This is a genomic window from Citrobacter sp. Cpo147 (genome assembly GCF_030332405.1).
In the GTDB taxonomy this organism is placed as follows: domain Bacteria; phylum Pseudomonadota; class Gammaproteobacteria; order Enterobacterales; family Enterobacteriaceae; genus Citrobacter; species Citrobacter portucalensis.
In genome coordinates this window covers 490,464-515,323 of sequence record NZ_JAOWHX010000030.1, presented here as the reverse complement: position 1 = coordinate 515,323, position 24,860 = coordinate 490,464, and the positions used below count along the sequence as shown (strand labels likewise).

Here is a 24,860-nt window from a genome sequence, read left to right as displayed (position 1 = left end):
AATGGCGTGGCGAAAAAAACAGCACCCACAGGTTAACAGTTTCATAACAGGAAAAATGCGAAGGGGTTCACGCCATTTTAGCGAAGCGGCAGCCACGTTCACTTGGGTTTCAGTTCAACTTTGCATTTATTTGTGATCTTGGTTGTGAAATACAGATCAAAATCTGTGTTTTAAAGATTTGGTGTTGACCTCAAAAATTATATGGATAAGTATGATGGTCACTGATGCAAAACTAAACACAAAGGAAAATTCCATGAAAGCACTGGCAAGATTTGGCAAGGCCTTTGGCGGCTATAAGATGATTGATGTTCCGGAACCGGTATGTGGTCCGGATGACGTTGTGATTGAAATTAAGGCTGCTGCTATCTGCGGCGCTGACATGAAACACTACAATGTCGACAGTGGATCCGAGCAGTTTAATTCGATTCGTGGTCATGAATTTGCGGGTCAAATTGTGCAGGTTGGCGACAAGGTTAAGGACTGGAAGGTGGGACAGCGAGTTGTGTCTGACAACAGCGGGCACGTTTGCGGCGTTTGTCCGGCCTGTGAACAGGGCGATTTTCTTTGTTGTACAGAAAAGGTGAATTTAGGTCTGGACAACAATACCTGGGGCGGTGGGTTTTCTAAATATTGTCTGGTCCCTGGGGAAATACTCAAAATTCACCGCCATGCTCTGTGGGAAATCCCGGCAGAGGTAGATTATGAAGAGGCGGCTGTACTGGATCCTATATGCAATGCCTACAAATCTATCGCTCAGCAATCCAAATTTCTTCCAGGCCAGGATGTGGTGGTCTTTGGTACCGGTCCATTAGGACTCTTTTCCGTTCAAATGGCGCGCATTATGGGGGCCGTTAATATTGTGATGGTCGGGCTGGAAGAGGATGTTGCCGTACGCTTCCCGATCGCCAAAGAGCTGGGTGCGACAGCTGTCGTTAACGGTTCGACCGAAGATGTGGTTGCACGCTGCCAGGAAATCTGCGGTAAAGACAATCTGGGGCTGGTCATCGAATGCTCTGGTGCCAATATCGCCCTAAAACAATCGATCGAAATGCTGCGCCCGAATGGTGAAGTCGTTCGCGTCGGTATGGGCTTTAAACCTCTCGATTTCTCCATCAACGATATCACCGCGTGGAATAAAAGCATCATTGGCCATATGGCCTACGATTCCACATCCTGGCGCAATGCTATACGCCTGCTGGCCAGCGGCGCAATCAACGTTAAACCGATGATCACTCACCGTATCGGCCTGTCGCAATGGCGCGAAGGGTTTGACGCCATGGTCGATAAAACCGCGATTAAAGTCATCATGACTTACGACTTTGATGAATAACATGTTTATTAAAAGGACGTTATCGCATGGAACAAATAGCAAAACCGCACTGCGGCGCCAGGCTGGACAGGCTACCTGACTGCCGTTGGCACACGTCGATGTTTGCGATGGTTGCCTTTGGATTACTGGTTTGTTGGAGTAATGCCGTTGGCGGATTAATTCTCGCGCAGTTAAAAGAGCTAGGTTGGACCGATAATTCCACCACCGCCACGTTTTCTGCCATTACGACGGCGGGAATGTTTCTCGGCGCGCTCGGTGGGGGAATTATCGGCGATAAAACCGGACGTAAAAACGCATTTATTTTGTATGAAGCGATTCATATTATTTCTATGATCGTTGGCGCGTTTTCACCCAATATGACTTTCCTGATCGCCTGCCGTTTTGTAATGGGAGTTGGATTAGGCGCGCTGTTGGTGACTCTGTTTGCCGGGTTCACCGAATATATGCCAGGCAGAAATCGCGGCACCTGGTCAAGCCGGGTCTCGTTTATCGGTAACTGGTCTTATCCGCTCTGTTCGCTGATCGCGATGGGATTGACGCCGTTAATCAGCGCCGAATGGAACTGGCGCGTGCAGTTGCTGATCCCGGCCGTACTGTCGCTTGTGGCGACAGTTATTGCCTGGTGTAGTTTCCCAGAGTCGCCTCGTTGGCTGGAATCCCGCGGACGCTACGCCGAAGCTGAAAAGGTGATGCGGGCCATTGAAGAAGGGGTTGTTCAGCAGACCGGCAAGCCACTGCCGCCTGTGGTATTTGAAGATGACGGCAAAGCCCCGCGCACAGTTCCTTACTCGGCCTTATTAACGGGTGTGTTACTCAAGCGCGTTATTTTAGGTTCCTTTGTCCTGATTGCCATGAACGTCGTCCAGTACACCTTAATTAATTGGCTACCGACAATATTTATGACTCAGGGTATTAATCTGAAAGACTCCATTGTCTTAAATACCATGAGTATGTTCGGCGCGCCGTTTGGGATTTTTATCGCCATGCTGGCAATGGATAAAATTCCCAGAAAGACAATGGGTGTGGGATTATTAGTGTTAATTGCCGTGCTGGGATATATCTATTCACTGCAAACCAGCATGCTACTGATTACGCTAATTGGTTTCTTCCTGATTACTTTTGTCTATATGTACGTTTGTTACGCCTCGGCAGTCTATGTTCCGGAAATATGGCCGACCGAAGCGAAACTTCGCGGTTCTGGTCTGGCGAATGGGGTAGGGCGAATCAGCGGTATCGCCGCGCCTTATGCGGTCGCGGTATTGCTTAACGGTTATGGAGTGACGGGTGTATTTGTACTGCTGGGTGCGGTCTCCATTATTGTCGCTGTCGCCATTGCTACCATCGGAATTGAAACCAAAGGCGTCTCTGTCGAAAGTCTCGGTATTGATGCAGTTACCAGCAAATAATATTGATGGGAAATAAAATGAAAAATTCAAAAGCGATATTAAAAACGCCGGGCACGATGAAAATTATTGCCGCCGATATCCCGGTACCCAAAGAGCATGAAGTACTGATCAAAATTGAATACGTAGGTATTTGCGGTTCAGATGTTCACGGTTTCGAATCAGGTCCCTTCATTCCGCCAAAAGACCCGAACCAGGAAATTGGCCTCGGACATGAATGTGCCGGTACGGTGGTGGCGGTAGGAAATCGCGTCAGTAAATTTAAACCGGGCGACCGGGTGAACATTGAACCCGGCGTGCCGTGCGGTCACTGCCGCTACTGTCTGGAGGGCAAATACAACATCTGTCCTGATGTCGACTTTATGGCCACGCAGCCTAATTATCGCGGCGCGCTAACCCACTATCTGTGCCATCCGGAGAGCTTCACTTACAAGCTGCCCGATAACATGGACACCATGGAAGGCGCGCTGGTAGAGCCTGCGGCGGTAGGGATGCATGCCGCAATGCTGGCGGACGTTAAACCGGGCAAGAAAATCGTCATTTTGGGGGCGGGCTGTATTGGTTTAATGACCCTGCAAGCCTGTAAATGTTTGGGTGCTACCGACATCGCCGTTGTTGATGTCCTGGAAAAGCGTCTGGCCATGGCCGAGCAGCTTGGCGCGACGACTGTGATCAACGGGGCGAAAGAGGACACCGTTGCCCGCTGTCAGCAGTTTTCCGGCGATATGGGGGCTGACATTGTTTTTGAAACTGCCGGCTCGGCAATCACCGTTAAGCAGGCTCCGTACCTGGTGATGCGCGGTGGGAAAATCATGATCGTTGGGACGGTTCCTGGTGATTCGGCAATTAATTTCCTCAAAATTAACCGTGAAGTCTCCATTCAGACTGTTTTCCGTTACGCCAACCGCTATCCGGTCACTATTGAAGCCATTTCCTCCGGGCGTTTCGATGTCAAGTCGATGGTGACGCATATTTATGATTATGAAGATGTTCAGCGCGCGTTTGATGAGTCAGTTAACAACAAACGTGAAATTATCAAAGGCGTTATTAAAGTTAACCATTAATTTATTGAAGAGGGAGAAACAACTATGCTGGCAGATATTAAATATTGGGAAAATGATGCCCAGAATAAACATTATGCGATTGCCCACTTTAACGTGTGGAATGCGGAAATGTTAATGGGGGTGATGGATGCGGCGGAAGAGTCTAAATCGCCGGTGATTATCTCATTCGGCACCGGTTTTGTGGGTAATACCTCGTTTGAAGATTTTTCACATATGATGGTTTCGATAGCGAAAAAAGCCTCGGTGCCGGTTATTACCCATTGGGATCACGGGCGCAGCATGGAAATTATTCATAACGCCTGGACTCACGGCATGAATTCACTGATGCGCGATGCCTCCGCTTTTGATTTCGAAGAGAATATTCGCCTGACTAAAGAGGCGGTGGACTTCTTCCATCCGTTGGGTATTCCGGTTGAGGCGGAGCTGGGCCACGTGGGGAATGAAACGGTTTATGAAGAAGCGCTGGCGGGCTATCACTATACCGACCCGAGTCAGGCGGCGGAATTTGTCGAGCGTACCGGCTGCGATTCTCTGGCGGTGGCGATTGGTAACCAGCACGGCGTTTATACCTCTGAGCCGAAACTGAATTTCGATGTGGTCAAACGCGTGCGCGAGGCGGTATCCGTTCCGCTGGTGCTGCACGGCGCGTCCGGCATTAGCGATGCGGATATCAAAAAAGCCATTTCATTAGGTATTTCGAAAATCAATATTCATACCGAACTGTGCCAGGCGGCAATGGCGGCGGTGCAGGAGAACCAGAATCAGCCGTTCCTGCACGTTGAGCGTGAAGTTCGCAAAGCGGTAAAAGAGCGCGCGCTGGAGAAAATCAAACTGTTTGGCTCTGACGGTAAAGCGGAATGACAATATGGATAATATCGAGGTTATTTGTATAGGGGCGGCAATTGTTGATATTCCCTTGCAACCAGTGAGTAAAAATATCTTTGATGTTGACTCTTATCCATTAGAACGAATAGCAATGACCACGGGAGGTGACGCTATTAATGAGGCGACGATTATTTCTCGCCTTGGCCATCGCACGGCGTTAATGAGTCGGATAGGTAATGATGCAGCCGGTTATTTTATTGTCGACCACTGCCATCGGGAGAATATTGATATTAAAAGCCTGAAGCAGGATGCTGATATTGATACTTCCATTAACGTAGGTTTAGTCACCGCTGATGGCGAACGCACCTTTGTGACTAACCGTAACGGCAGTTTATGGAAACTGAATATAAACGATGTTGATTTCGACCGTTTTTCTCAGGCAAAGCTGCTGTCGCTAGCGAGTATTTTTAATAGCCCGTTGTTGGATGGTGATGCACTGACGGCAATTTTCACACAGGCGAAAGCGCATAAGCTCATTATCTGCGCGGATATGATTAAACCGCGACTGAATGAAACGCTGGACGACATCCGTGAAGCGCTGAGCTACGTGGATTATCTGTTTCCCAATTTTGAAGAGGCAAAACTGCTCACCGGGAAAGATACGCTGGATGAGATTGCCGACAGTTTCCTGAACTGTGGTGTGAAAACCGTCGTGATTAAGACCGGCAAAAGAGGCTGCTTTATCAAACGTGTCGATATGAAAATGGTAGTCCCGGCCGTGTCGGGGATTACCGCCATCGACACCATCGGCGCGGGGGATAACTTTGCTTCAGGATTTATCTCCGCGCTGCTTGAAGGTAAGCCGCTTCGCGACTGCGCGCTGTTTGCTAATGCAACGGCGGCAATATCGGTACTGAGCGTGGGCGCGACGACAGGTGTGAAGAACAGAAAGCTGGTTGAACAACTTCTTGACGAATACGAAGGGTAATAGCGGCAGATGAAAATGATTCCTTTAGGCAGTACGGATATTACGCTTTCCCGCATGGGATTAGGTACATGGGCCATTGGCGGCGGTCCGGCATGGAATGGCGATCTCGATTTGCAGATTTGTATTGATACCATTGTTGAGGCGCATCGCTGCGGTATTAATCTGATTGATACCGCGCCAGGCTACAACTTTGGCAACAGTGAAGTGATTGTCGGTCAGGCGCTGAAAAAGCTGCAGCGCAGCGAGGTAGTTGTTGAAACCAAATGCGGCATCGTCTGGGAGCGAACAGGCAGCCTGTTTAACAAAGTGGGCGATCGCCAGCTGTATAAAAACCTCACGCCTGAGTCTATTCGTGAGGAGGTTGATGCCAGCCTGCAAAGATTGGGTATCGACAGTATTGATATCTATATGACCCACTGGCAGTCGGTTGAACCCTGTTTTACGCCGATTGCGGAAACCGTAGACACGCTGAATGCACTGAAAAAAGAGGGGAAAATCCGTTCGATTGGTGCGGCGAACGTCGATGCCGGGCATATCAAAGAGTATCTCAAACACGGTGAGCTGGATATCATCCAGGCCAAGTACAGCATTCTTGACCGGGCGCTGGAAGCTGATCTGCTGCCGCTATGCCAGCAGAATGGCATCATCGTGCAGGTATATTCACCGCTTGAGCAGGGGTTGTTGACCGGTACTATCGCCCGAGATTATGTTCCTGGCGGCGCACGGGCTAACAAGGTTTGGTTTCAGCGGGAAAATATGCTGCGGGTGATTGATATGCTAGAGCAGTGGCAGCCACTGTGTGAAAAATACCGCTGCACAATCCCCGCATTAGCTCTGGCGTGGATTTTAAAGCAAAGCGATTTGATCACCTTACTGAGTGGTGCAACCGCACCTGAACAGGTTCGCGAGAACGTCGAGGCGTTAACCATTCCCCTGACAGATGATGATTCATTATTGATGAGGCGAATGGCGGAAGCGTTGGATATAAATTAAGTCGGATAGAATTGACCTCTGTTTCTGCGTAAAAAAGTATTGAAATCTGTGATTCAGACATGTTCTTTTGAAAATAAACATAGCCTGTGAGATACTAGGGTCTTATTATTACTTTGCAGGAAACAGAGGTGTCATCGTGGCGGCAAAAGACAGGATTCAAGCCATTAAGCAAATGGTGGCTAACGATAAGAAAGTGGCGGTATCTAATTTAAGTTCAATCTTTCAGGTGACTGAGGAAACGATTCGCCGCGATCTTGAAAAACTGGAAGATGAAGGTTTTTTGACCCGAACATATGGCGGTGCAGTGCTCAATACCACCGCGTTGTCCGACAATATTCATTTTTATAAGCGTGCAAAATCTTTCTTCGAAGAAAAGCAGATCATTGCCCGTAATGCATTACCGTTTATTAAAAATAAGACCACAATGGCTGCCGACTCCAGCAGTACCGCGATGGAATTATTAAAGCTGTTGAAGGAAAGAAACGATCTGACGTTGCTTACCAATTCGGCTGAAGCATTTCATGAGTTGGCGCAGTCAGAAATTAACGTGGTTTCTACCGGCGGTGAGCTGAATAAGAATACGCTGTCGCTGCAGGGAAGAATCACCAAGGAGATTATCAGCCGTTATCATGTTGATATCATGGTGATGAGCTGCAAAGGTTTGGATATGCAGAGTGGGGCGCTTGATTCTAATGAAGCGGAAGCGGAAATCAAAAAAACCATGATCCGCCAGGCGACTGAGGTGGCCCTGTTAGTTGATCACTCAAAGTTTGACCGTAAAGCTTTCGTTCAGCTCGTGGACTTTAGCCATATTAATTACCTAATAACCAATAAGGCACCGGGTGCAGAGTGGATTGCATTTTGCCAAGAGAATAATATTCAACTCGTTTATTAGCTATAACGAGGGTTGTGTCGATATTATTTTAAGTTTGCACCTGGTAAATGCCATAAGAATCTAATGATGATGGATGGCGCGGCAAAATTTTTCTGCCGCGATCGTCATACTTTCTATTTAGCTGAATTTGAGGCATCCAGATGGAACAATGTGACCCTATCGGCGCAAGATTAGATCGCTTACCTTTATCTCGATTTCATTTTCGTATTTTTGGAATTATTAGTTTTAGTTTGTTAATCACTGGTTTTCTCAGCTATTCCGGGAATGTGATATTAGCAAAACTAGTCAGCACAGGCTGGTCAAACAATTATCTAAATGCCGCGTTTACCTCAGCGCTGATGTTTGGTTACTTTATCGGTTCGCTAGCCGGTGGCTTTATTGGTGATTACCTCGGTCGACGCAAAGCGTTCCGCGTCAATTTGTTAATCGTCGGGGCCTCAGCCTGCGCTGCAACGTTTGTGCCCAACATGTACTGGCTTATTTTCTTCCGCTGTCTGATGGGGATTGGAATGGGGGCGCTAATTATGGTGGGCTATGCCTCATTTACAGAATTCATTCCACCCGCGGTTCGTGGGAAATGGTCTGCCCGTCTGTCATTTGTCGGCAACTGGGCACCAATGCTATCTGCGGCAATTGGCGTCGTGATTATTGCACTTTTAAGCTGGCGGGTGATGTTTCTGCTCGGCGGCATGGCAATGCTGTTGGCCTGGTATCTGTCGGGAAAATACTATATTGAATCCCCGCGTTGGCTGGCTGGCAAAGGGCAGAGAAGCGAAGCTGAAAAACATCTTATGCAGGTGGAATCGCAAATTGAGAAAGAAAAAAACATCACTTTACCATCCTGCCGGAGCGAATGCTCGTCGGCGGATTTAAGCACGATAAGTGGTTCATTTTGGCTCTTGTTTAAGGGGCCAATGTTACGCTGTACACTGGTGGCGATCACGGTGCTTATCGCAATGAATATTTCGCTCTATACCATTACGGTATGGATCCCGACGATATTTGTTAATTCGGGAATCGATGTAACGAAATCCATATTTATGACCGCGATAATTATGATTGGCGCGCCGGTTGGGATATTTATTGCCGCGTTAATTATCGATCACTTTCCTCGGCGATTGTTTGGCTCATTCTTGTTGATTATTATCGCCTTGCTTGGGTATTTCTATTCGCTTCAAACTGAAGAGTGGGCAATTCTGAGCTACGGGCTGGTGATGATTTTTTTTCTGTATATGTATGTCTGCTTTGCCTCTGCAGTTTATGTCCCGGAACTATGGCCCACGCATCTTAGATTGAGAGGATCGGGTTTTGTGAATGCTGTGGGGAGGATTGTCGCTGTGTTTACGCCTTATGGCGTCGCTATTTTGTTGACCCGCTATGGCTCGGTTACGGTCTTTATCGTGCTAGGAGTAATGTTGGTGCTATGTGCGCTGATTCTTTTTTGTTTCGGCATCGAAACGCGCAAAGTATCACTGGAAGAGATTTCAGCGCTGGCCTGAGATAACGCGCCGACAGGAGAGACCCTGTCGGCATCGCTTACGGCTGGGTTTCCAGCCAGTCGTCCAACGTATACAGCGTTGCGCCCGCAGTTGCCATTTCCATAAAGGCGTTTGCACTGTCCTGGGGTTGAATATTAACGCCACGGCAGCCGTCGGTTATAACGCTGACGGTGTAGCCAAGATCGAGCGCATCCAGAACGGTGAATTTAACGCAATAGTCGGTAGCCAGACCCATGATGATGAGCTCGGCGATGCGGTGTTCGAGTAGCCATGCATTCAGCGCGGTAGCCTGACGACGACCATTATCAAAAAACGCACTGTAGCTGTCGACCAGCGGGTTCTCACCTTTAGTGAACGTTTGAGTTATCGCACGCTGGTTCAGCAGCGGATGCAGGGCAGCACCTTCGCTGTTTTGTACGCAATGATCGGGCCAGAACGTCTGCGGCAGGCCATCGAGTTGTCCCTGGCTGTAGGACTCGACCTGATGCTGGCTGGCAAAACTACCATGATTCGCCGGGTGCCAGTCCAGACTGGCAACGACCGTGTCGCCGCGTATGGCACACCAGTCAATCAGGCGGTTGGCGATATCGATTGTGCTGTCACCTTGTGGGACCGCGAGGGCACCACCGGCACAAAAGTCATTTTGTAAATCGACCAACAGTAAGGCTCGGGCCATGGGCATAGACTCCTTTAATCGTCAGGTGTGAGCTCACCACGCAGATTTTGCGTCATTGCTTCACGAATTGTCTGCGTATCCAGTCCCTGACTCAGCAAATAGTGCAGTTTGGTGAGAGTGGCTTCGACGGTCATATCCGCGCCGCCAATCACGCCAGCATGTGCCAGCGCATTCCCTGTCGCGTAGCCCCCCATGTTCACCTTGCCGGACATACACTGCGTAAGGTTCACCACCACAATGCCACGCGAGCTCGCATCTTCAAGTTCTTTCAGGAACTCTTTATTCTGCGGCGCATTGCCCACGCCGTAGGAGCGCAAAATTAATGCTTTTACCGGCTGGCGCAGGAAGTTGCGTACTACATCAGCGGAGATCCCAGGATAAATAGTGACCACGCCAATCGGTTGCGGAGTGATAGGATGCACAATCAACTCACCTGTGCCGTGAGGTGCGGGCGGTGTTCCCAGCCGGCGAATGTGGATCCCGGCTTCCAGCAGTGGTGCAAGGTTGGGTGAGGCAAACGCGTCAAAACCATCAGCATGCGCTTTAGTGGTCCGGTTGCCGCGAAACAATCGATTGTTGAAAAACAGGGTAACTTCATTGATCGGATAATTTGCTGCAACGTACAACGCATTCAGCAAATTGATTTGTCCGTCAGAACGTAGCTCTGCTAATGGGATTTGTGACCCTGTCACAATGACTGGCTTGCCCAGATTCTCCAGCATAAATGAGAGTGCCGAAGCCGTAAACGCCATGGTGTCAGTGCCGTGCAGAATGACAAAACCATCGTAATCGTCGTAGTGCGCTTTAATGTCTTCCGCAATATGCTGCCAGTCTTCTGGCGTCATGTCGGAGGAATCCATCAGCGGAACGTATTCATGGATGGTGAAGTCTGGCATCTCTGGGCGGTGGAATTCAGGCATCAGTGCCAGCTGACGCTGGAGATGACCGGAAACAGGAATATAACCCTGTTCTGAGCGCTGCATACCAATGGTACCGCCGGTATAGGCAACGTAAATCGATTTCTTTTGCATGACTTTTCTTCTGTCTCAAAGAAAACCCCTCTTCATCCCGAAGAGGGGTCAATAGTTAGCGAACGTTGGCGCAGGTCAGGCAAAACGCATAGCGGTTTTGCGGATCGTTAAACGCGGCCAGCTTTTCGCTTTCTGCTTTAACCGTACTCGCCGCAGAAGCGAGCGGCGCCGGGAGCATCGCCTGGATCGCTTCAGGCAGCATGGCACGAACGGAACCGGACATGCTGTCCATCACCATATCAACGAATGTCGGTTCGTCCTGATAATATTCAATGTGCCATTGCTTCAGTTTGGCCAGCTCAGCCGCTTTCGCCACGGCGTCATCAAAATCACCCAGACTGTCTACCAGACCGTTGGCTTTCGCATCCTGGCCGGTCCAGACGTGGCCCTGCGCGATTTTGTCAATCTGCTCAGGCGTTGTCTTACGCGCATCTGCGACCAGCGTGATAAAGCGCTTATAGCCGTTCTCGATGCTCAGTTGCATCATTTGCTGCACTTCAGGTGGTAACGCCTTGGTAATGGAGATATCCGCCAGTGGGGATGTCGCCACGCCGTCGGTGTGTACACCAATGGAATCCAGACTGTTTTCCACAGTGTTGATCACGCCAAAGATCCCAATTGAACCGGTCAGCGTGCTGGGGTTTGCCACAATGTAGCTTGCTGGGGTGGAGATCCAGTACCCGCCGGATGCCGCCATGCCGCCCATGGACACGACAACCGGCTTGCCTGCCGCTTTTGCCGCAGCCAGCTCAGCGCGAATGACTTCGGAAGCGCTGACGCTGCCACCAGGGCTGTTCACGCGCAGGACAATTGCTTTCACTTTCGGATCAAGACGCGCTTCGCGGATCTGCGCGGCAGTCGTGTCCCCGCCCACATTCCCAGGGGTTTCTTCACCGTCCATAATTGCGCCATTCGCGAAGACGACGCCAATGCTGTCCCCAGTATCCGCTGGCGTTTTCAGCGAGTAATCGTAATAGCTGACGGCGCGATAATTTTTATCCGTTTTGCTCCAGCCAAACTGTTTGGTCAGCATTTTTTCGACTTCAGCGCTGGAAGCGAGTGCATCCACCAGTTTGTTGTCGAGCGCATATTTCGCGGTATCGCCATCGACTTTTGTCAAACCGTCCAGCATGGCCTGTGCGCCCGGGAACACCTGCTGAGCAGGGATCTGGCGGTTGGCAGCGACCGTGTCGAGATAGTTCTGCCACAGCTCGCCGATCCAGCGGCTGTCGGCCTCTCGCGCGGCAGGAGACATATCATCACGAATGAACGGTTCTACGGCAGACTTATAAGTCCCGACACGGAATACGTGTGTGGAAACTTTCAGCTTGTCGAGCAGGGACTTGTAGTACAAACCGTTGGTGGCAAAGCCGTGCAGATCAACGGAACCCTGCGGAGAGAGATAAATTTTATTGGCGAAACTGGCGAGGTAGTACTGCCCCTGGCTGAAGTTATCGCCCACGGCAAAGACCGGTTTGCCGCTGTCGCGGAATTCCCGCAGCGCTTTACCGATATACTGCATGGAAGGCTGGTCGGCCCCGGCAAAATTTTTCAGATCCATCACAATGCCGGTGATGTTGCGATCATCTTTTGCCTGGCGAATAGTATTCACGATATCGAACAGGGAGTTTTCCTGCAGACGATCGGAACTGGCGCCAAACAGCTGACGACCAATAACGCTTAAACGACTGGTGCTCGAAGGCTTATCGACAATCACCCCCGAGATATCCAGCAGCAGTGCGCCTCGCTCAGCGTGTTCACTGGTATTGCTGCTGCTGACCTGCATCCAGATGCCCACACCCACCAGCACCAACAAGATGAAGAACAGGTTAAGCACAAATTCACGGACGAAATTCAGTAATCGCCATGTCCATTTAAAAAATCCGGCAATAAATCGCCACAGGGTTCGCATGTATTCTCCCTACCGATTAACAACACGCCACCCCGAAATTCCGGAGAAAGGCGATAAGATGAGGCTATCGTAATGACCCGACAGGCACTTGTCAGCAGGAATCACCGCCTGTGCTGTAACAAAATCCGCTCACGTGTTAATTTTGTGAACAAATCTCATTGTTGGAGTTAAGCAAATGGATGCACTCGAATTACTGATTACCCGTCGTAGCGCCTCTCGTCTCGTCGAGCCGGCCCCGACAGGAGAGCAACTGCAAAACATTCTGCGGGCGGGTATGCGCGCGCCAGACCACAAAACGCTGCAACCGTGGCAATTCTTTGTCATTGAGGGCGAAGGGCGTGAGCGTTTTAGCGCGGTGCTTGAAAAAGGGGCGATTGCCGCAGGCAGTGACGAGAAAGCCCAGGACAAAGCCCGCAGCGCACCGTTTCGCGCGCCGCTAATTATTACCGTGGTGGCGAAATGTGAAGAAAACGACAAGGTTCCTCTGTGGGAACAAGAAATGTCTGCCGGTTGTGCGGTGATGGCTATGCAGATGGCTGCAATTGCCCAGGGCTTTGGCGGTATCTGGCGCAGTGGTGCATTAACCGAAAGTGCGGTCGTTCGCGAAGCATTCGACTGTCGCCCGCAAGATAAAATCGTCGGTTTCCTCTATCTGGGCACACCGCAGCTAAAAGCATCCACGACGATTAACCTTGCCGATCCGAGCGCATTCGTCCGTTATTTCTGATATCAACGGCAAAACTGTCTGGATTCTGAGCAAAGACACCCGAATTCAGACAGTCACTCTTACCACATCATGGAATGAGCGCTACCATATCCGGATTGCAATGACAGGAGATGTCCATGAGCGAGCAAGCTATTCGTTTAACGCAATACAGCCACGGAGCCGGTTGCGGTTGTAAAATTTCCCCAAAAGTGCTGGAAACCATCCTGCACAGCGAGCAGGCGAAGTTTGTTGATCCGAACTTACTGGTGGGTAATGAAACCCGCGACGACGCGGCCGTATACGATCTGGGAAACGGCACCAGCGTTATCAGCACCACCGATTTCTTTATGCCGATTGTCGATAATCCGTTTGATTTTGGCCGCATCGCCGCGACTAACGCCATCAGCGATATTTTCGCTATGGGCGGCAAACCGATTATGGCAATTGCTATTCTGGGCTGGCCGCTGGATAAGCTGGCACCGGAAATCGCCCGCGAAGTAACCGAAGGCGGACGCTTTGCCTGCCGTCAGGCGGGTATTGCGCTGGCGGGCGGTCACTCTATCGATGCCCCAGAGCCAATCTTCGGCCTTGCGGTAACCGGCGTTGTGCCGACCGAACGCGTGAAGAAAAACAGCACCGCTGAAGCAGGGTGTAAGTTGTTCCTGACCAAGCCTCTGGGTATTGGCGTTCTGACAACTGCTGAGAAAAAATCACTGCTGAAAGAAGAACACAAAGGACTGGCGACAGAAGTGATGTGCCGGATGAACATTGCCGGTGCGGCATTCGCCGATATTGATGGCGTGAAAGCCATGACCGATGTTACCGGTTTTGGTCTGCTGGGGCATCTGAGTGAGATGTGTCAGGGTGCAGGCGTTCAGGCGCAGATCGTCTACCAGGATATTCCTAAGCTGCCAGGCGTTGAAGAATACATCGCGCAGGGCGCGGTGCCGGGTGGAACCCAACGTAACTTTGCCAGCTACGGACACCTGATGGGTGAAATGCCGCAATCGGTACGCGATCTGCTGTGCGATCCGCAAACTTCCGGTGGCCTGTTGCTGGCGGTAACGCCGGAGGCTGAAGCCGAAGTGAAAGCGGCAGCGGCGCAGTTCGGTATCGATCTCACCGCCATTGGTGAGTTAGTGGAAGCTCGTGGCGGTCGCGCCATGGTTGAGATTCGTTAACTCGATGCGGTTGTTTATTGCCGAAAAACCAAGTCTGGCGCGTGCTATCGCCGATGTGCTGCCGAAGCCGCATCGCAAAGGCGATGGTTTTATCGAATGCGGAAATGGACAAGTGGTGACCTGGTGTATTGGTCACCTGCTTGAACAGGCGCAGCCGGATGCCTACGACAGTCGTTATGCTCGCTGGAGTCTGGTCGATCTGCCGATTGTCCCGGAAAAGTGGCAACTGCAACCGCGCCCCTCGGTGACCAAACAGCTCAACGTCATTAAGCGCTTTTTGCATGAAGCCAGCGAAGTTATTCACGCCGGTGACCCCGATCGTGAAGGGCAACTGCTGGTGGATGAAGTGCTGGATTACCTGCAACTGGCACCTGAAAAGCGTCAGAAGGTGCAGCGTTGCCTGATTAACGACCTCAACCCGCAGGCCGTTGAGCGGGCTATTGAGCGGCTGCGCGCCAACAGTGAGTTTATCCCGCTGTGCGTGTCGGCACTGGCGCGAGCGCGTGCGGACTGGTTGTACGGTATCAATATGACGCGCGCTTACACCATTCTTGGACGTAACGCGGGCTATCAGGGCGTACTTTCGGTCGGGCGCGTACAAACACCGGTGCTCGGGCTGGTTGTGCGTCGCGATGAAGAGATAGAGAACTTCGTCGCCAAAGACTTCTTCGAAGTGAAAGCGCATATCGTAACGCCTGCCGATGAGCGGTTTACCGCTATCTGGCAGCCGAGCGAAGCGTGTGAGCCGTATCAGGATGAAGAAGGGCGCTTGCTGAATCGCACGCTGGCTGAACACGTGGTGAACCGCATTAACGGTCAACCGGCGATAGTCACCAGCTATAACGATAAACGGGAATCAGAATCCGCGCCGTTGCCGTTCTCGCTGTCTGCGTTGCAGATTGAAGCGGCGAAGCGCTTCGGTTTAAGTGCGCAAAACGTTCTGGATATCTGCCAGAAACTGTATGAAACCCATAAGTTGATTACCTATCCGCGTTCGGATAGCCGTTATCTGCCGGAAGAACACTTTGCCGGGCGTCACGCGGTACTGAACGCGATTAGCGTCCATGCGCCGGATCTGCTCCCGCAGCCGGCGGTCAATCCCGATACGCGAAATCGCTGTTGGGACGACAAAAAAGTGGATGCGCACCACGCCATCATTCCTACCGCGCGCAGTTCGTCCATCAACCTGAATGACAACGAAGCGAAAATTTACAACCTGATTGCCCGTCAGTATCTGATGCAATTTTGCGCAGATGCGGTATTCAGGAAGTGCGTTATTGAGCTGGATATCGCCAAAGGTAAGTTTGTCGCTAAAGCGCGTTTTCTTGCGGAAGCCGGATGGCGCACGCTGCTCGGCAACAAAGAGCGCGACGAAGATAATGACGGGACGCCGCTGCCGGTGGTGGCAAAAGATGACGAACTGCTGTGCGAAAAAGGCGAAGTAGTTGAACGTCAGACCCAGCCCCCGCGGCACTTTACTGATGCAACTCTGCTGTCAGCGATGACCGGGATTGCGCGATTCGTGCAGGATAAAGATCTGAAAAAGATCCTGCGCGCAACGGATGGTTTAGGTACGGAAGCGACGCGTGCCGGAATTATCGAGCTGCTGTTTAAGCGTGGATTCCTGGTGAAAAAAGGACGTTATATCCATTCGACTGACGCGGGAAAAGCGCTGTTCCACTCGTTGCCAGAAATGGCGACGCGCCCGGACATGACAGCGCACTGGGAATCTATCCTGACCCAAATCAGCGAAAAGCAGTGTCGCTATCAGGATTTCATGCAGCCGCTGGTGGGGACGCTGTATCAGCTTATCGATCAGGCGCGCAGCACACCGGTACGACGCTTTCGTGGAATTGCTGCACCTGGCGGTAGTGGTAGCGATAAGAAAAAAAGCGCGCCGCGTAAACGTCCGGCGAAAAAAAGCCCGCCTTCTGAAGAGGCGGGCCTGTAAGTTTGTAGGCCTGATAAGCATAGCGCATCAGGCTTAGCCGGATGCGGCACCCGTGCCTTATCCGGCCTACTGGCCGGCAGAGACAATATTAAATCACGCCCTGACCCAGCATCGCGTCGGCAACCTTCACGAAGCCCGCGATGTTGGCGCCACGTACGTAGTTGGTATGCTTGCTTTCGCCGCCGTATTCAACGCAGGCATGGTGAATATCCAGCATGATGTGGTGCAGGCGCGCATCCACTTTCTCCGCTTTCCAGCCCAGACGAGCGGCGTTTTGCGCCATTTCCAGACCGGATGTCGCTACGCCACCGGCGTTTGCGGCTTTACCCGGTGCGAACAGTACGCCCGCTTCGAGGAACAGATCTGTGGCCTCGATAGTGGTCGGCATGTTTGCCCCTTCGGCGACAGCTTTCACGCCGTTGGCGATCAGTACGCGCGCTGCATCGACATCCAGTTCGTTCTGAGTGGCGCACGGCAGGGCGATGTCGACCGGAACCGACCACGGTTGTTTGCCTTCCAGATAGGTCAGACCAAACTCACGGGCGTAATCCGCCACGCGACCGTCACGGCTGTCTTTGATCGCACACAGACGCGCCAGTTTTTCTTTAGTAAATCCGCTTTCGTCAACCACGGTACCGCTGGAATCAGAGGCGGTAACTACCCGCGCGCCAAACTCCATGGCTTTCTCAATGGCGAATTGCGCCACGTTGCCGGAGCCAGAAACCGCCACGCGCATGCCTTCAAAGCCCAGACCATGGCGTTTGAGCATTGCTTCGGTGAAGTACACCAGACCGTAGCCGGTGGCTTCCGGGCGGATCAGGCTGCCGCCAAAAGAGAGACCTTTACCGGTAAAGACGCAGGCGCTGTTGTTGGACAGTTTTTTCATCATCCCGGCCATAAAGCCGACTTCACGACCACCCACGCCGATATCGCCCGCCGGGACGTCGGTATCAGGACCTAAATGGCGGAACAGTTCGGTCATCAGTGCCTGGCAGAAACGCATGATTTCGCCTTCGCTTTTACCTTTCGGATCGAAATCGCTCCCGCCTTTACCACCGCCCATTGGCAGCGTGGTGAGGGCGTTCTTAAAGGTCTGCTCGAAACCCAGGAATTTCAGGATAGACAGGTTCACGGAAGGGTGGAAACGCATACCGCCTTTGTACGGGCCAATGGCAGAGCTAAACTGTACGCGCCACGCGCGGTTGACCTGCACCTGATTGCGATCGTCCAGCCAAACTACGCGGAACTGGATCACGCGCTCCGGTTCAACCAGACGTTCCAGCAACGACATCTGACGATAACGCGGGTTCTGCTCAAGAAAGGGCCACAGCGTCGTCATTACCTCACGAACGGCTTGCGCGAACTCGGTCTGATTCGGGTCGCGCTTTTGCACATGGTTGAGAAATGACTCCAGAGAACATGTCTGATCCATAGATATAAGAACCTCTTATGTATTGATATGGTTATATTTTTGATATTTATGTTATGTGTTGTGCAGTTTTTGACTATACCATCAGCAGTGTGACGTGACGCAAGAAAAAATTAACCCCGCTAAGTAAATTAATATTGCGCCGTGGGTCATAACCAAAAACGATGATGGAAGGGACTAAAGTTTCTGCCGATTTATACCGTTATACTGAGCATAAATGTCAGTTAAAAAGGAAACACAATGCGCCGTTTAATCATGGCAGGAGCGTTGGTTCTGGTGTCCAGCGCGACGCTGGCAAATCAGCTTTATCGCCCGGATGTGCAGGTGAATGTACCGCCGGAAGTGTTCAGTTCCAGCGGTCAACGGGCACAGCCCTGTAGTCAGTGCTGTATTTATCAGGATCAAAACTACTCTGAAGGGGCGGTGATTAAAGCCGATGGCGTTCTGTTGCAGTGCCAGCGCGATGATAAAACGATCAGCACGAATCCGCTGGTCTGGCGGCGCGTAAAAGGATAAACGCCTCTAACAACGGGATATCGGCGGGCGCCAGTGGATAACGCAGCGCCTCTTCAGGTGAGCACCAGACGATATCCTGATGTTCAAATGCTCTCAATTCCCCCTGAAAAGACGGCACATGCCAGGCGTGTAGGTGAATCAATCGGCCTGAAACCTCGCGTTGATGACTGGCAATGTAGCGCCCCACGACCGCCTCAATGCCCAACTCTTCACGCAATTCACGGATCAGCGCCTCGGGCTGACTTTCGCCCGGCTCAACCTTACCCCCGGCAAACTCCCACATGCCTGACTGATCCGCATGAAGCGGACGCTGAGCCAGTAAAATTTTGCCATCACGTTCAATGATAGCGGCGACCACGTCGAGGGTTTTCATCATATTCATCAAGATCTAACAGCAGAAAATGACATACTATCGTTATCTTTGTTTTATCTAAAGTATTCAGGAGTCACCGTTGAACGAACCTCAGTCGTGGGTAAAGCCGTTAACGCGTATCCCTTCCAGTTTAAAACCGCTCGTTGCCACGCAGAAAAAACATTATGGCGATGTGCTGCATCCCACGCGCTGGTGGGGGCGGATGCCGTTTCTGTTCTGGCTGGTGGCGCTGTTTGTCGGGTTTCTGGAGCGTAAAAAGGCGCGCTTAACGCCGGTGATGCGCGCGCTGTTGATGACCCGCGTTTCTCAGGTCTGCCACTGTGCTTTCTGTGTTGATGCGAATAGTTTACGGCTGGCAGAACGCTGTGGCGCGCTGGATAAAGTCATGCAGGTTGTCAACTGGCAAGATTCGACGCTGTTTAGCGCTGAAGAACGCGTAGCACTGGCCTATGCCGATGCGGTTACCGCAACGCCTCCACAGGTTGACGATGCGCTGAAAGCTCAGATGAAGCAGCATTTTACCGATGTTGCCATTACGGAAATGACCGCGCTGATTGCGTTTCAAAATCTCTCGGCGCGTTTTAATGCCGCTCTCGATATTCCCTCGCAGGGACTGTGTGACAGTTTTAAAGGACGCCCGCATGCTTGACCGCCATCTTCATCCACGATTAAAACCGCTGTTGCATCGGTGCGTAGGTATTATCGATAAACCGGCGATTACCCCGGACGGACTTACGCTGGTCGGATTTGCCATTGGCGTGCTGGCGTTGCCATTTCTGGCGTTAGGCTGGTATCTGGCGGCGCTGGTGGCCATTGTACTCAATCGGTTGTTTGACGGACTGGATGGGGCGCTGGCGCGGCGCAGAGGACTATCCGACGCCGGCGGATTTCTCGATATCTCGCTCGATTTTTTGTTTTACGCCCTTGTGCCGTTTGGTTTTATTCTTGCCGCTCCGGCGCAGAATGCGCTGGCAGGCAGTTGGCTGTTGTTCGCGTTTATTGGCACCGGTAGCAGCTTTCTGGCTTTCGCCGCACTGGCAGCAAAACATCAGATTGATAACCCCGGTTACGCGCATAAATCGTTTTATTATCTGGGTGGATTAACCGAAGGAACTGAGACGATTTTGCTGTTTGTGTTGGGGTGTCTGTTCCCGGACTATTTTGCCGTGCTGGCGTGGGTCTTTGGCGCGCTGTGCTGGATGACAACGTTCACCCGGATCTGGAGCGGATATCTGACGCTGAAAGCGGTTCAGCGTCAGGCGTAAGATATTACGTTGCCGGATGCGCTTCGCTTATCCGGCCTCCAATGATGGTTTATCCAGGCTGGGTAAAGCGTTCTCACCGCATCCGGCAATAATGCCAGTCTTACTTGCTGGCGTCCGGACCCCGTTCACCGCTGGCGACCGGGTTTTTCGGATTGCTGCTCCACTCGTACCAGCCACCATCGTAAACAGAGACGTTTTTCCAGCCCATCGCGCGGGCATACATAAACGTTTCTGAAGCACGCCAGCCGGTACCGCAATAGAAAGAGACCTGTTGATTCGGCAGGATATTCCATTGCTTCCACATCGCGGCGATGTCATCCGCGCTGCGCATGGTGCCATCCGGGTTATGGAAATCTTCCATGTGGGTGGAGTCGCTGCCCGCGTGGCCCCAACGTGCGCCTGCGATCTCACCTTTTGGCTTAATGTAGCTGTAGCCGCTGGTAGTACCGACAAATTCTGGCCATGAACGAATGCTTACTAAAGACGCATCCTGGCGATGCAGCAGACCGCGAGCCTGTTCCGTATCGAGCATCAGCTGCGGCTGGGCAGGGATTTTCACGCCGAAATCAGGTTCTGGTTTCACCGTTGGCGGAGTGCCGCGTTCGACCGGTAAACCTGAGTCGGACCAGGTTTGCCAACCGCCGTCGAGCAGACGAACGTCTTTCACGCCTGCGTACAACATAATTTGTGCCACGCGTGCGGCGGCATAGACATCGCGGCCGTATAAAATTACCGTGGTGTCGTGGCGGATACCGTGTTTCGCCAGCATCGCTTTAAGCTGCTCATCGGAAACCTTATTCCACAGCGGTTCGCTTTCAACTTCATTGGTATCAATGTAACCCGCGCCGGGGATGTGGCTGAGCAGATACAACTTCGGCGCGCCCCAGGCGGCTTCAATCACTTTCCAGTTACCCGCTGGTTTGGCAGTCACGTCTTTACCCTGCTGAAGTTCGTGCAGCCACTGTGGGTAAACCAACTGTTCGAAGTGCGGCAGACGTTGCAGACGCGCAGGATCTGTCAGCGCATCGCTGAGGGTTGAGATATGGTTAAAGCCAACTTTTTGCAGACGGGATTTAACGGCCTGCATGTCGTTATCACGGCCATACAGCGCCACCGGAGCGTCGGTCTTAAGTTGATGTGACTTAACCCAGGCGCTGAGTTGTTCATCATTCATCTTGTCGAGCCAGGCGGCAGACAGATTCAGTGCGGAAGGTTCGTGTCCTGAAGGACCATTGAGCGATTGTGGCCAACCGTTGTAAAAAGCGCTCTGACGGGTATCGATCGCCGCGCCTTGCTTTTGCTGTAACTGGTTGAGGGTGAGCGCCTGTGCTGTTTCAGCAGCCCAGGAAGAAGCGCAAGCGAGCCCTAAAGCCAGTGCCAGCGCGGTCATTTGAGAAACACGTTTCATCGAATAGCCCGACATTGAAAAAAAGAAGACGACATTCTGTGCCGCCAGTTCCGTAAAAACCTTGCGTTAACGCAGCATATCGCCACATTCACGCCCAGTTTTCCATCTGAAATACGCGGCCTGCAGGCGGCACGTCCTGCGCGTCATGGGTCACCTGTACCACCGGGATCCCCAGCTTACGCACCTCGGTGAAGACCCATTGGCGAAAGTTATCGCGTAGCGACGCATCCAGCCTGCTAAAGGGTTCATCGAGTAACAGTGCCTGGGGCTGCGCCAGTAGTGCACGGAGCAGGGCGACACGCGAGCGTTGTCCGCCGGAGAGTGACGCCGGATCGCGCGAATAAAAACCTGCCAGGTCAGCGCGTGCGAGAGCGCATTCAATCTCATGGCGTCTGGCGGGACCTTGCAGGCTGGCGGGTAAGGCCAGCAGTAAATTCTGCCCAACGCTGAAATGGTCAAACAGCAGCGCATCCTGGAACAAAATACCAATCTGGCGCTGCGCGGTAGGTAACGTATCGATGCGTCGTTCATTAAGCCACAGTTCGCCTGAGGCCTGAAACTGGGGAGACAACGCCCCGATCATCCATGAAAACAGCGAAGATTTCCCGCTGCCGGAAGGTCCCATAATTGTGACGATGTCACTTTTGTTAACCTGAAAATTAACGTCTTTCACCAGCGCTTTCACGCCCTGGTACAACGAAACGCCTCGTACGGTAAGCATTAGCGGAGTCCTTGTCGAAAGCGGCCGATCCACGCGGCGAGAAAGGCTGCAAGTGCGAAAACGAGCAGTGGTAAAAGCAGTTGCCACAACGCTTGTGTTGCCAGAATCGCACTGCTACCGCCGCTGCTTAATGCCACCGCTTCGGTGGTGAACGTGGGATAGCGTCCGGCACCTAGCCACAGCGTTGGCATATACTGGGCGATACTAACTGAGAAGCCAACCGCGAAGGCAATCAATGCCGGGCGCGCCAGCTGCGGGCATTTCACCAGCCAGAATATCCGCCCCCGCGTCCAGCCCAGGGTTTGCGCAATCAAAATTAATCGTGGGTCAATGCGCTGCCAAGCCGGTTTAAGCACAAATAGCATCCATGGCATCACCCACAGCAGGTGGCCCCAGATAATGGTCGTCATCAGTCCATCTTGTTCGGCATCTAACGCCAGCAGATATTGTCCGGTTACCAGCGGTAGCGCAGGCAAAATGAGCGGTAGCCAGACCCAGCGGTGTCCGGTTTGTGGACCCCATTCCAGCCAGGCAAAAAGTATCAGTAGCGCCAGCACGCTGGAAAGGAGCCCCAGTTGCAGGCTATTGTTGAGCGCCTCGTTGTTTAGCGAGGAATAGCTGGCGATAAGCGCCAGTACCAGCGCGCATACCACACCGCTGACGGGCAAAATCTGTACCAGCGGGCGTGCGATTGTCATAGATGAAAAATGCTGGCGTTCACCGTTTACTGCCGGAATAGTATGTCGCCAGGCACGCCAGAGCAGATAACCCACCAGCGCGATAACAAGGAGCAACAGCACCAGTAACAGACTGGCAAGTGCGCCTTTCGCCTGCTGTTCTACGTCGCCCTGACTGAGCCACTGCCAGCTCAATACGGCAAGCGTTGGCGGATTGCCGGGGCCAAGAACGATTGCCACATCAACAACGGAGAGTGACCAGGCAACAATCGCCAGCATAGCTTTACCTAATGCCGGGCCGATAGCGGGCAGAACCAGCCAGTTCAGGCATTGCAGTCGGCTGTAACCAAGCGAATCCAATACGATAACCTGCTGAGAAAGTTGTTTCTCACTCAGTAGGGCCGAGAGAATCCATAACAAAAAAGCGCTCTCTTTCACCGCCAGCGTTACGCCAAGTCCAATGCCGTAGCGGTCCGGCTGTGGGCTGAGGAACGGGAGCCATTGCCAAAGTATGCCGCCTTCAGCAAAAACCAACAGCACGCTGGTGGCGAAGGCAACGTGCGGAATTGCCAGCAGCCACGGAAGACGCGTATACAGACGTACCCAGCCTGCGCCGGGCCACAAGGCGAGGATCGCCAGCAGCGCGATGATCAGCGCGCCCCCAGCCGCGAGGCCGACGGAAACCAGTGTTGCCAGTAACGCCTGCGGGAGTTGAGGATCGGCAAAGAGCGCCAGCCAGTGTGTGGTACTAAGCGCCGGTGTTATCAGAGACCATGCCGCTGGCGCCAACGGCAGATAAACTGCCGCCATGATGGCCCAGAGTAGCAGAATTAATGCGTACCGTAGCGGCGTAACCATTCTTGTTCCAGAGCGTTTACCCAGGCTGCATGCGGTTCTGGCAACACGGCAGGGAGCCCCTGTGGGATCCGCGCCAGCAGCGCATCACGCTGTTCGTCAGGCAATTTTTGTGGATCAAGCACCGAAGGATCTCCCCAGACAGCCGGGTCAGCTTTGCGCAGTTGTGCTTCAGGAGAAAGCAGGAAGTTTGCCACGACTTTTGCTCCGGCACTGGCGTGGGCATTCGCCGGAATGGCAACAAAGTGCACGTTGCCGAGCATGCCCTGTGAGAAACCAAAACTGTAACTGCTTTTAGGCAATTCGCCGCTCGCCACTTTTTGCTGCGCGTGGGCCGGGTTAAAGGTCAATGATAAACGCAGGGTACCGCTATTGAGCAGTGCATCCATTCGTGCTGGCGTGGGCGGAAAATCTTTGCCTTCACGCCAAAGTACAGGATGCAAAGTATCAAGATACTGCCACAATGGCGCGGTAACTTCGGCGAATGTCGCTGTATCTGGCGCAACTTTCAATGCCTGTGGTTTGGTGGTGAGCGAAATTAGCAACTGCTCAAGAAAAGCCGTTCCAGTAAAGTCGGGTGGGCGTGGATAGGTCACCGTGCCAGGGTGCGCCTGCGCGAATTTAAACAGTGCCTGCGGAGATTGTGGCGGCTGCGCGGTAAGATCGCGCCGGGCAATAAAAGTGAGTTGGGCACCGCCCCACGGTGATTCAGCCCCCTCTGTTTGAACGGAGAAATCTTCGGTCACCGGTTTTTGTGTATCAACATAGCGCCAGTTAGGCAGCGTTTGCGCCCACTGGGTTTGTAGTAGCCCGGCTTCTTTTAGCGTACGGAAGTTTTCGCCGTTAACCCACAGTAAATCGACAGAGCCGCCGGTTTTTCGCCCGGATGCCGCTTCCGTCTGGATGCGTTTTACGGCATCGGCAGCGTCTGCCAGGCGCACGATTTTCAGGTTAATGTCGTAGTGCGTTTTCATCTCGCCGCTAACCCAGTCGAGATACTGGTTAACTGCATTGTCGCCACCCCAGGCGTTGAACCACACCGTTTGACCACGGGCGTCATTTTTGATTTGTTGCCAGCTGGCGTCCTGGGCAAACGTCGCCAGCGGGCAGAGCAACAAACTCAGACACAATAAGCAGTAACGCATAATATCTCCATGGTTAA

Annotated in this window: 23 protein-coding genes; 14 read left to right on the top strand and 9 right to left on the bottom strand. The window is 52.3% G+C overall.

Annotated elements, in window-relative coordinates:
- Nucleotides 1–253 precede the first annotated feature (253 nt).
- The 8 genes from OGY06_RS05080 (at nucleotide 254) to OGY06_RS05045 (ending at nucleotide 8,997) form a co-directional block, all read left to right on the top strand.
- Nucleotides 254–1,330, top strand: coding sequence for a zinc-binding dehydrogenase (locus OGY06_RS05080; protein WP_267394101.1), 1,077 nt, complete (start codon nucleotides 254–256; stop codon nucleotides 1,328–1,330).
- A gap of 26 nt (nucleotides 1,331–1,356) precedes the next feature.
- Nucleotides 1,357–2,736: an MFS transporter gene (locus OGY06_RS05075; RefSeq protein WP_286604871.1), complete on the top strand. Its 1,380-nt coding sequence runs from the start codon at nucleotides 1,357–1,359 to the stop codon at nucleotides 2,734–2,736.
- 17 nt (nucleotides 2,737–2,753) lie between these two features.
- Entirely contained in the window at nucleotides 2,754–3,797 is a 1,044-nt protein-coding gene (locus OGY06_RS05070; protein WP_003832485.1) for an NAD(P)-dependent alcohol dehydrogenase, read from the top strand.
- Nucleotides 3,798–3,821: 24 nt separating this feature from the next.
- Nucleotides 3,822–4,658: a ketose-bisphosphate aldolase gene (locus OGY06_RS05065; RefSeq protein ID WP_286604870.1), complete on the top strand. Its 837-nt coding sequence runs from the start codon at nucleotides 3,822–3,824 to the stop codon at nucleotides 4,656–4,658.
- Between the two features lie 4 nt (nucleotides 4,659–4,662).
- Entirely contained in the window at nucleotides 4,663–5,610 is a 948-nt protein-coding gene (locus OGY06_RS05060) for a carbohydrate kinase family protein (RefSeq protein ID WP_126318370.1), read from the top strand.
- 9 nt (nucleotides 5,611–5,619) lie between these two features.
- Nucleotides 5,620–6,603, top strand: coding sequence for an NADH-dependent methylglyoxal reductase (ydjG, locus tag OGY06_RS05055; protein ID WP_003832488.1), 984 nt, complete (start codon nucleotides 5,620–5,622; stop codon nucleotides 6,601–6,603).
- 136 nt (nucleotides 6,604–6,739) lie between these two features.
- Nucleotides 6,740–7,498 (top strand): DeoR/GlpR family DNA-binding transcription regulator, encoded by a 759-nt coding sequence (locus OGY06_RS05050; RefSeq protein ID WP_043016634.1) that lies wholly within the window; start codon nucleotides 6,740–6,742, stop codon nucleotides 7,496–7,498.
- A gap of 140 nt (nucleotides 7,499–7,638) precedes the next feature.
- Nucleotides 7,639–8,997, top strand: coding sequence for an MFS transporter (locus OGY06_RS05045; protein ID WP_257661659.1), 1,359 nt, complete (start codon nucleotides 7,639–7,641; stop codon nucleotides 8,995–8,997).
- Nucleotides 8,998–9,034: 37 nt separating this feature from the next.
- Here OGY06_RS05045 and pncA read toward each other — a convergent pair whose 3' ends face one another.
- The 3 genes from pncA to sppA are packed head-to-tail and all read right to left on the bottom strand — an operon-like array spanning nucleotide 9,035 to nucleotide 12,616.
- Nucleotides 9,035–9,673 carry a bifunctional nicotinamidase/pyrazinamidase gene (gene pncA / locus OGY06_RS05040; protein ID WP_407210112.1) on the bottom strand — a complete coding sequence of 213 codons (639 nt, stop codon included), beginning with the start codon at nucleotides 9,671–9,673 and terminating at the stop codon, nucleotides 9,035–9,037.
- Nucleotides 9,674–9,687: 14 nt separating this feature from the next.
- Nucleotides 9,688–10,704 carry an asparaginase gene (gene ansA / locus OGY06_RS05035; protein ID WP_003832492.1) on the bottom strand — a complete coding sequence of 339 codons (1,017 nt, stop codon included), beginning with the start codon at nucleotides 10,702–10,704 and terminating at the stop codon, nucleotides 9,688–9,690.
- A gap of 55 nt (nucleotides 10,705–10,759) precedes the next feature.
- The gene (gene sppA, locus OGY06_RS05030; RefSeq protein ID WP_003832494.1) at nucleotides 10,760–12,616 is read right to left on the bottom strand and encodes a signal peptide peptidase SppA; all 1,857 of its coding nucleotides are present in this window, start codon (nucleotides 12,614–12,616) and stop codon (nucleotides 10,760–10,762) included.
- A 175-nt stretch (nucleotides 12,617–12,791) separates the two neighbouring features.
- Between sppA and OGY06_RS05025 the strand changes: the two genes are divergently transcribed.
- The 3 genes from OGY06_RS05025 (at nucleotide 12,792) to topB (ending at nucleotide 16,454) form a co-directional block, all read left to right on the top strand.
- Nucleotides 12,792–13,343 carry an NAD(P)H nitroreductase gene (locus tag OGY06_RS05025; protein ID WP_003832496.1) on the top strand — a complete coding sequence of 184 codons (552 nt, stop codon included), beginning with the start codon at nucleotides 12,792–12,794 and terminating at the stop codon, nucleotides 13,341–13,343.
- A 116-nt stretch (nucleotides 13,344–13,459) separates the two neighbouring features.
- Nucleotides 13,460–14,503: a selenide, water dikinase SelD gene (selD, locus tag OGY06_RS05020; protein ID WP_003832497.1), complete on the top strand. Its 1,044-nt coding sequence runs from the start codon at nucleotides 13,460–13,462 to the stop codon at nucleotides 14,501–14,503.
- 4 nt (nucleotides 14,504–14,507) lie between these two features.
- Nucleotides 14,508–16,454 (top strand): DNA topoisomerase III, encoded by a 1,947-nt coding sequence (topB, locus tag OGY06_RS05015; protein WP_032934436.1) that lies wholly within the window; start codon nucleotides 14,508–14,510, stop codon nucleotides 16,452–16,454.
- Between the two features lie 88 nt (nucleotides 16,455–16,542).
- On the opposite strand, the gene gdhA is transcribed toward topB, so the two are convergent.
- Complete coding sequence (gdhA, locus tag OGY06_RS05010) at nucleotides 16,543–17,886, bottom strand: NADP-specific glutamate dehydrogenase (protein ID WP_148362077.1); 1,344 nt, start codon at nucleotides 17,884–17,886, stop codon at nucleotides 16,543–16,545.
- A 252-nt stretch (nucleotides 17,887–18,138) separates the two neighbouring features.
- On the opposite strand from gdhA, the gene OGY06_RS05005 reads away from it, so the two are divergent.
- Nucleotides 18,139–18,399 carry a YnjH family protein gene (locus OGY06_RS05005; RefSeq protein WP_170974251.1) on the top strand — a complete coding sequence of 87 codons (261 nt, stop codon included), beginning with the start codon at nucleotides 18,139–18,141 and terminating at the stop codon, nucleotides 18,397–18,399.
- Here the strand turns inward: OGY06_RS05005 and OGY06_RS05000 are convergent.
- Nucleotides 18,359–18,772, bottom strand: coding sequence for a pyrimidine (deoxy)nucleoside triphosphate diphosphatase (locus tag OGY06_RS05000; RefSeq protein WP_126956334.1), 414 nt, complete (start codon nucleotides 18,770–18,772; stop codon nucleotides 18,359–18,361). The genes OGY06_RS05005 and OGY06_RS05000 overlap by 41 nt on opposite strands.
- 79 nt (nucleotides 18,773–18,851) lie before the next feature.
- On the opposite strand from OGY06_RS05000, the gene OGY06_RS04995 reads away from it, so the two are divergent.
- Nucleotides 18,852–19,421 (top strand): carboxymuconolactone decarboxylase family protein, encoded by a 570-nt coding sequence (locus tag OGY06_RS04995; protein ID WP_003832506.1) that lies wholly within the window; start codon nucleotides 18,852–18,854, stop codon nucleotides 19,419–19,421.
- Nucleotides 19,414–20,037, top strand: coding sequence for a CDP-alcohol phosphatidyltransferase family protein (locus OGY06_RS04990; RefSeq protein WP_063941483.1), 624 nt, complete (start codon nucleotides 19,414–19,416; stop codon nucleotides 20,035–20,037). Before OGY06_RS04995 ends, OGY06_RS04990 begins: the two co-directional genes overlap by 8 nt.
- A gap of 100 nt (nucleotides 20,038–20,137) precedes the next feature.
- On the opposite strand, the gene OGY06_RS04985 is transcribed toward OGY06_RS04990, so the two are convergent.
- The 4 genes from OGY06_RS04985 to OGY06_RS04970 all read right to left on the bottom strand — a co-directional run bounded on the left by OGY06_RS04985 (nucleotide 20,138) and on the right by OGY06_RS04970 (nucleotide 24,843).
- A complete protein-coding gene (locus OGY06_RS04985; protein WP_063941532.1) occupies nucleotides 20,138–21,445 on the bottom strand; it encodes a sulfurtransferase in 1,308 nt (435 codons plus the stop codon).
- Between the two features lie 88 nt (nucleotides 21,446–21,533).
- Complete coding sequence (locus OGY06_RS04980) at nucleotides 21,534–22,166, bottom strand: ATP-binding cassette domain-containing protein (RefSeq protein WP_126318357.1); 633 nt, start codon at nucleotides 22,164–22,166, stop codon at nucleotides 21,534–21,536.
- Entirely contained in the window at nucleotides 22,166–23,701 is a 1,536-nt protein-coding gene (locus OGY06_RS04975; protein WP_063941484.1) for an ABC transporter permease family protein, read from the bottom strand. Before OGY06_RS04975 ends, OGY06_RS04980 begins: the two co-directional genes overlap by 1 nt.
- Nucleotides 23,674–24,843, bottom strand: a complete 1,170-nt coding sequence (locus OGY06_RS04970) for an ABC transporter substrate-binding protein (RefSeq protein WP_003832516.1) — start codon at nucleotides 24,841–24,843, stop codon at nucleotides 23,674–23,676. The genes OGY06_RS04975 and OGY06_RS04970 overlap by 28 nt, the downstream gene beginning before the upstream one ends.
- Nucleotides 24,844–24,860: the final 17 nt, after the last annotated feature.

Coding starts and splice junctions, on each gene's coding strand:
- OGY06_RS05080 (WP_267394101.1), top strand. CDS start 254: ATGAAAGCACTGGCAAGATTTGGCAAGGCCTTTGGCGGCTATAAGATG.
- OGY06_RS05075 (WP_286604871.1), top strand. CDS start 1,357: ATGGAACAAATAGCAAAACCGCACTGCGGCGCCAGGCTGGACAGGCTA.
- OGY06_RS05070 (WP_003832485.1), top strand. CDS start 2,754: ATGAAAAATTCAAAAGCGATATTAAAAACGCCGGGCACGATGAAAATT.
- OGY06_RS05065 (WP_286604870.1), top strand. CDS start 3,822: ATGCTGGCAGATATTAAATATTGGGAAAATGATGCCCAGAATAAACAT.
- OGY06_RS05060 (WP_126318370.1), top strand. CDS start 4,663: ATGGATAATATCGAGGTTATTTGTATAGGGGCGGCAATTGTTGATATT.
- ydjG (WP_003832488.1), top strand. CDS start 5,620: ATGAAAATGATTCCTTTAGGCAGTACGGATATTACGCTTTCCCGCATG.
- OGY06_RS05045 (WP_257661659.1), top strand. CDS start 7,639: ATGGAACAATGTGACCCTATCGGCGCAAGATTAGATCGCTTACCTTTA.
- pncA (WP_407210112.1), bottom strand. CDS start 9,673: ATGGCCCGAGCCTTACTGTTGGTCGATTTACAAAATGACTTTTGTGCC.
- ansA (WP_003832492.1), bottom strand. CDS start 10,704: ATGCAAAAGAAATCGATTTACGTTGCCTATACCGGCGGTACCATTGGT.
- sppA (WP_003832494.1), bottom strand. CDS start 12,616: ATGCGAACCCTGTGGCGATTTATTGCCGGATTTTTTAAATGGACATGG.
- OGY06_RS05025 (WP_003832496.1), top strand. CDS start 12,792: ATGGATGCACTCGAATTACTGATTACCCGTCGTAGCGCCTCTCGTCTC.
- selD (WP_003832497.1), top strand. CDS start 13,460: ATGAGCGAGCAAGCTATTCGTTTAACGCAATACAGCCACGGAGCCGGT.
- topB (WP_032934436.1), top strand. CDS start 14,508: ATGCGGTTGTTTATTGCCGAAAAACCAAGTCTGGCGCGTGCTATCGCC.
- gdhA (WP_148362077.1), bottom strand. CDS start 17,886: ATGGATCAGACATGTTCTCTGGAGTCATTTCTCAACCATGTGCAAAAG.
- OGY06_RS05005 (WP_170974251.1), top strand. CDS start 18,139: ATGGCAGGAGCGTTGGTTCTGGTGTCCAGCGCGACGCTGGCAAATCAG.
- OGY06_RS05000 (WP_126956334.1), bottom strand. CDS start 18,772: ATGAAAACCCTCGACGTGGTCGCCGCTATCATTGAACGTGATGGCAAA.
- OGY06_RS04990 (WP_063941483.1), top strand. CDS start 19,414: ATGCTTGACCGCCATCTTCATCCACGATTAAAACCGCTGTTGCATCGG.
- OGY06_RS04985 (WP_063941532.1), bottom strand. CDS start 21,445: ATGAAACGTGTTTCTCAAATGACCGCGCTGGCACTGGCTTTAGGGCTC.
- OGY06_RS04980 (WP_126318357.1), bottom strand. CDS start 22,166: ATGCTTACCGTACGAGGCGTTTCGTTGTACCAGGGCGTGAAAGCGCTG.
- OGY06_RS04975 (WP_063941484.1), bottom strand. CDS start 23,701: ATGGTTACGCCGCTACGGTACGCATTAATTCTGCTACTCTGGGCCATC.
- OGY06_RS04970 (WP_003832516.1), bottom strand. CDS start 24,843: ATGCGTTACTGCTTATTGTGTCTGAGTTTGTTGCTCTGCCCGCTGGCG.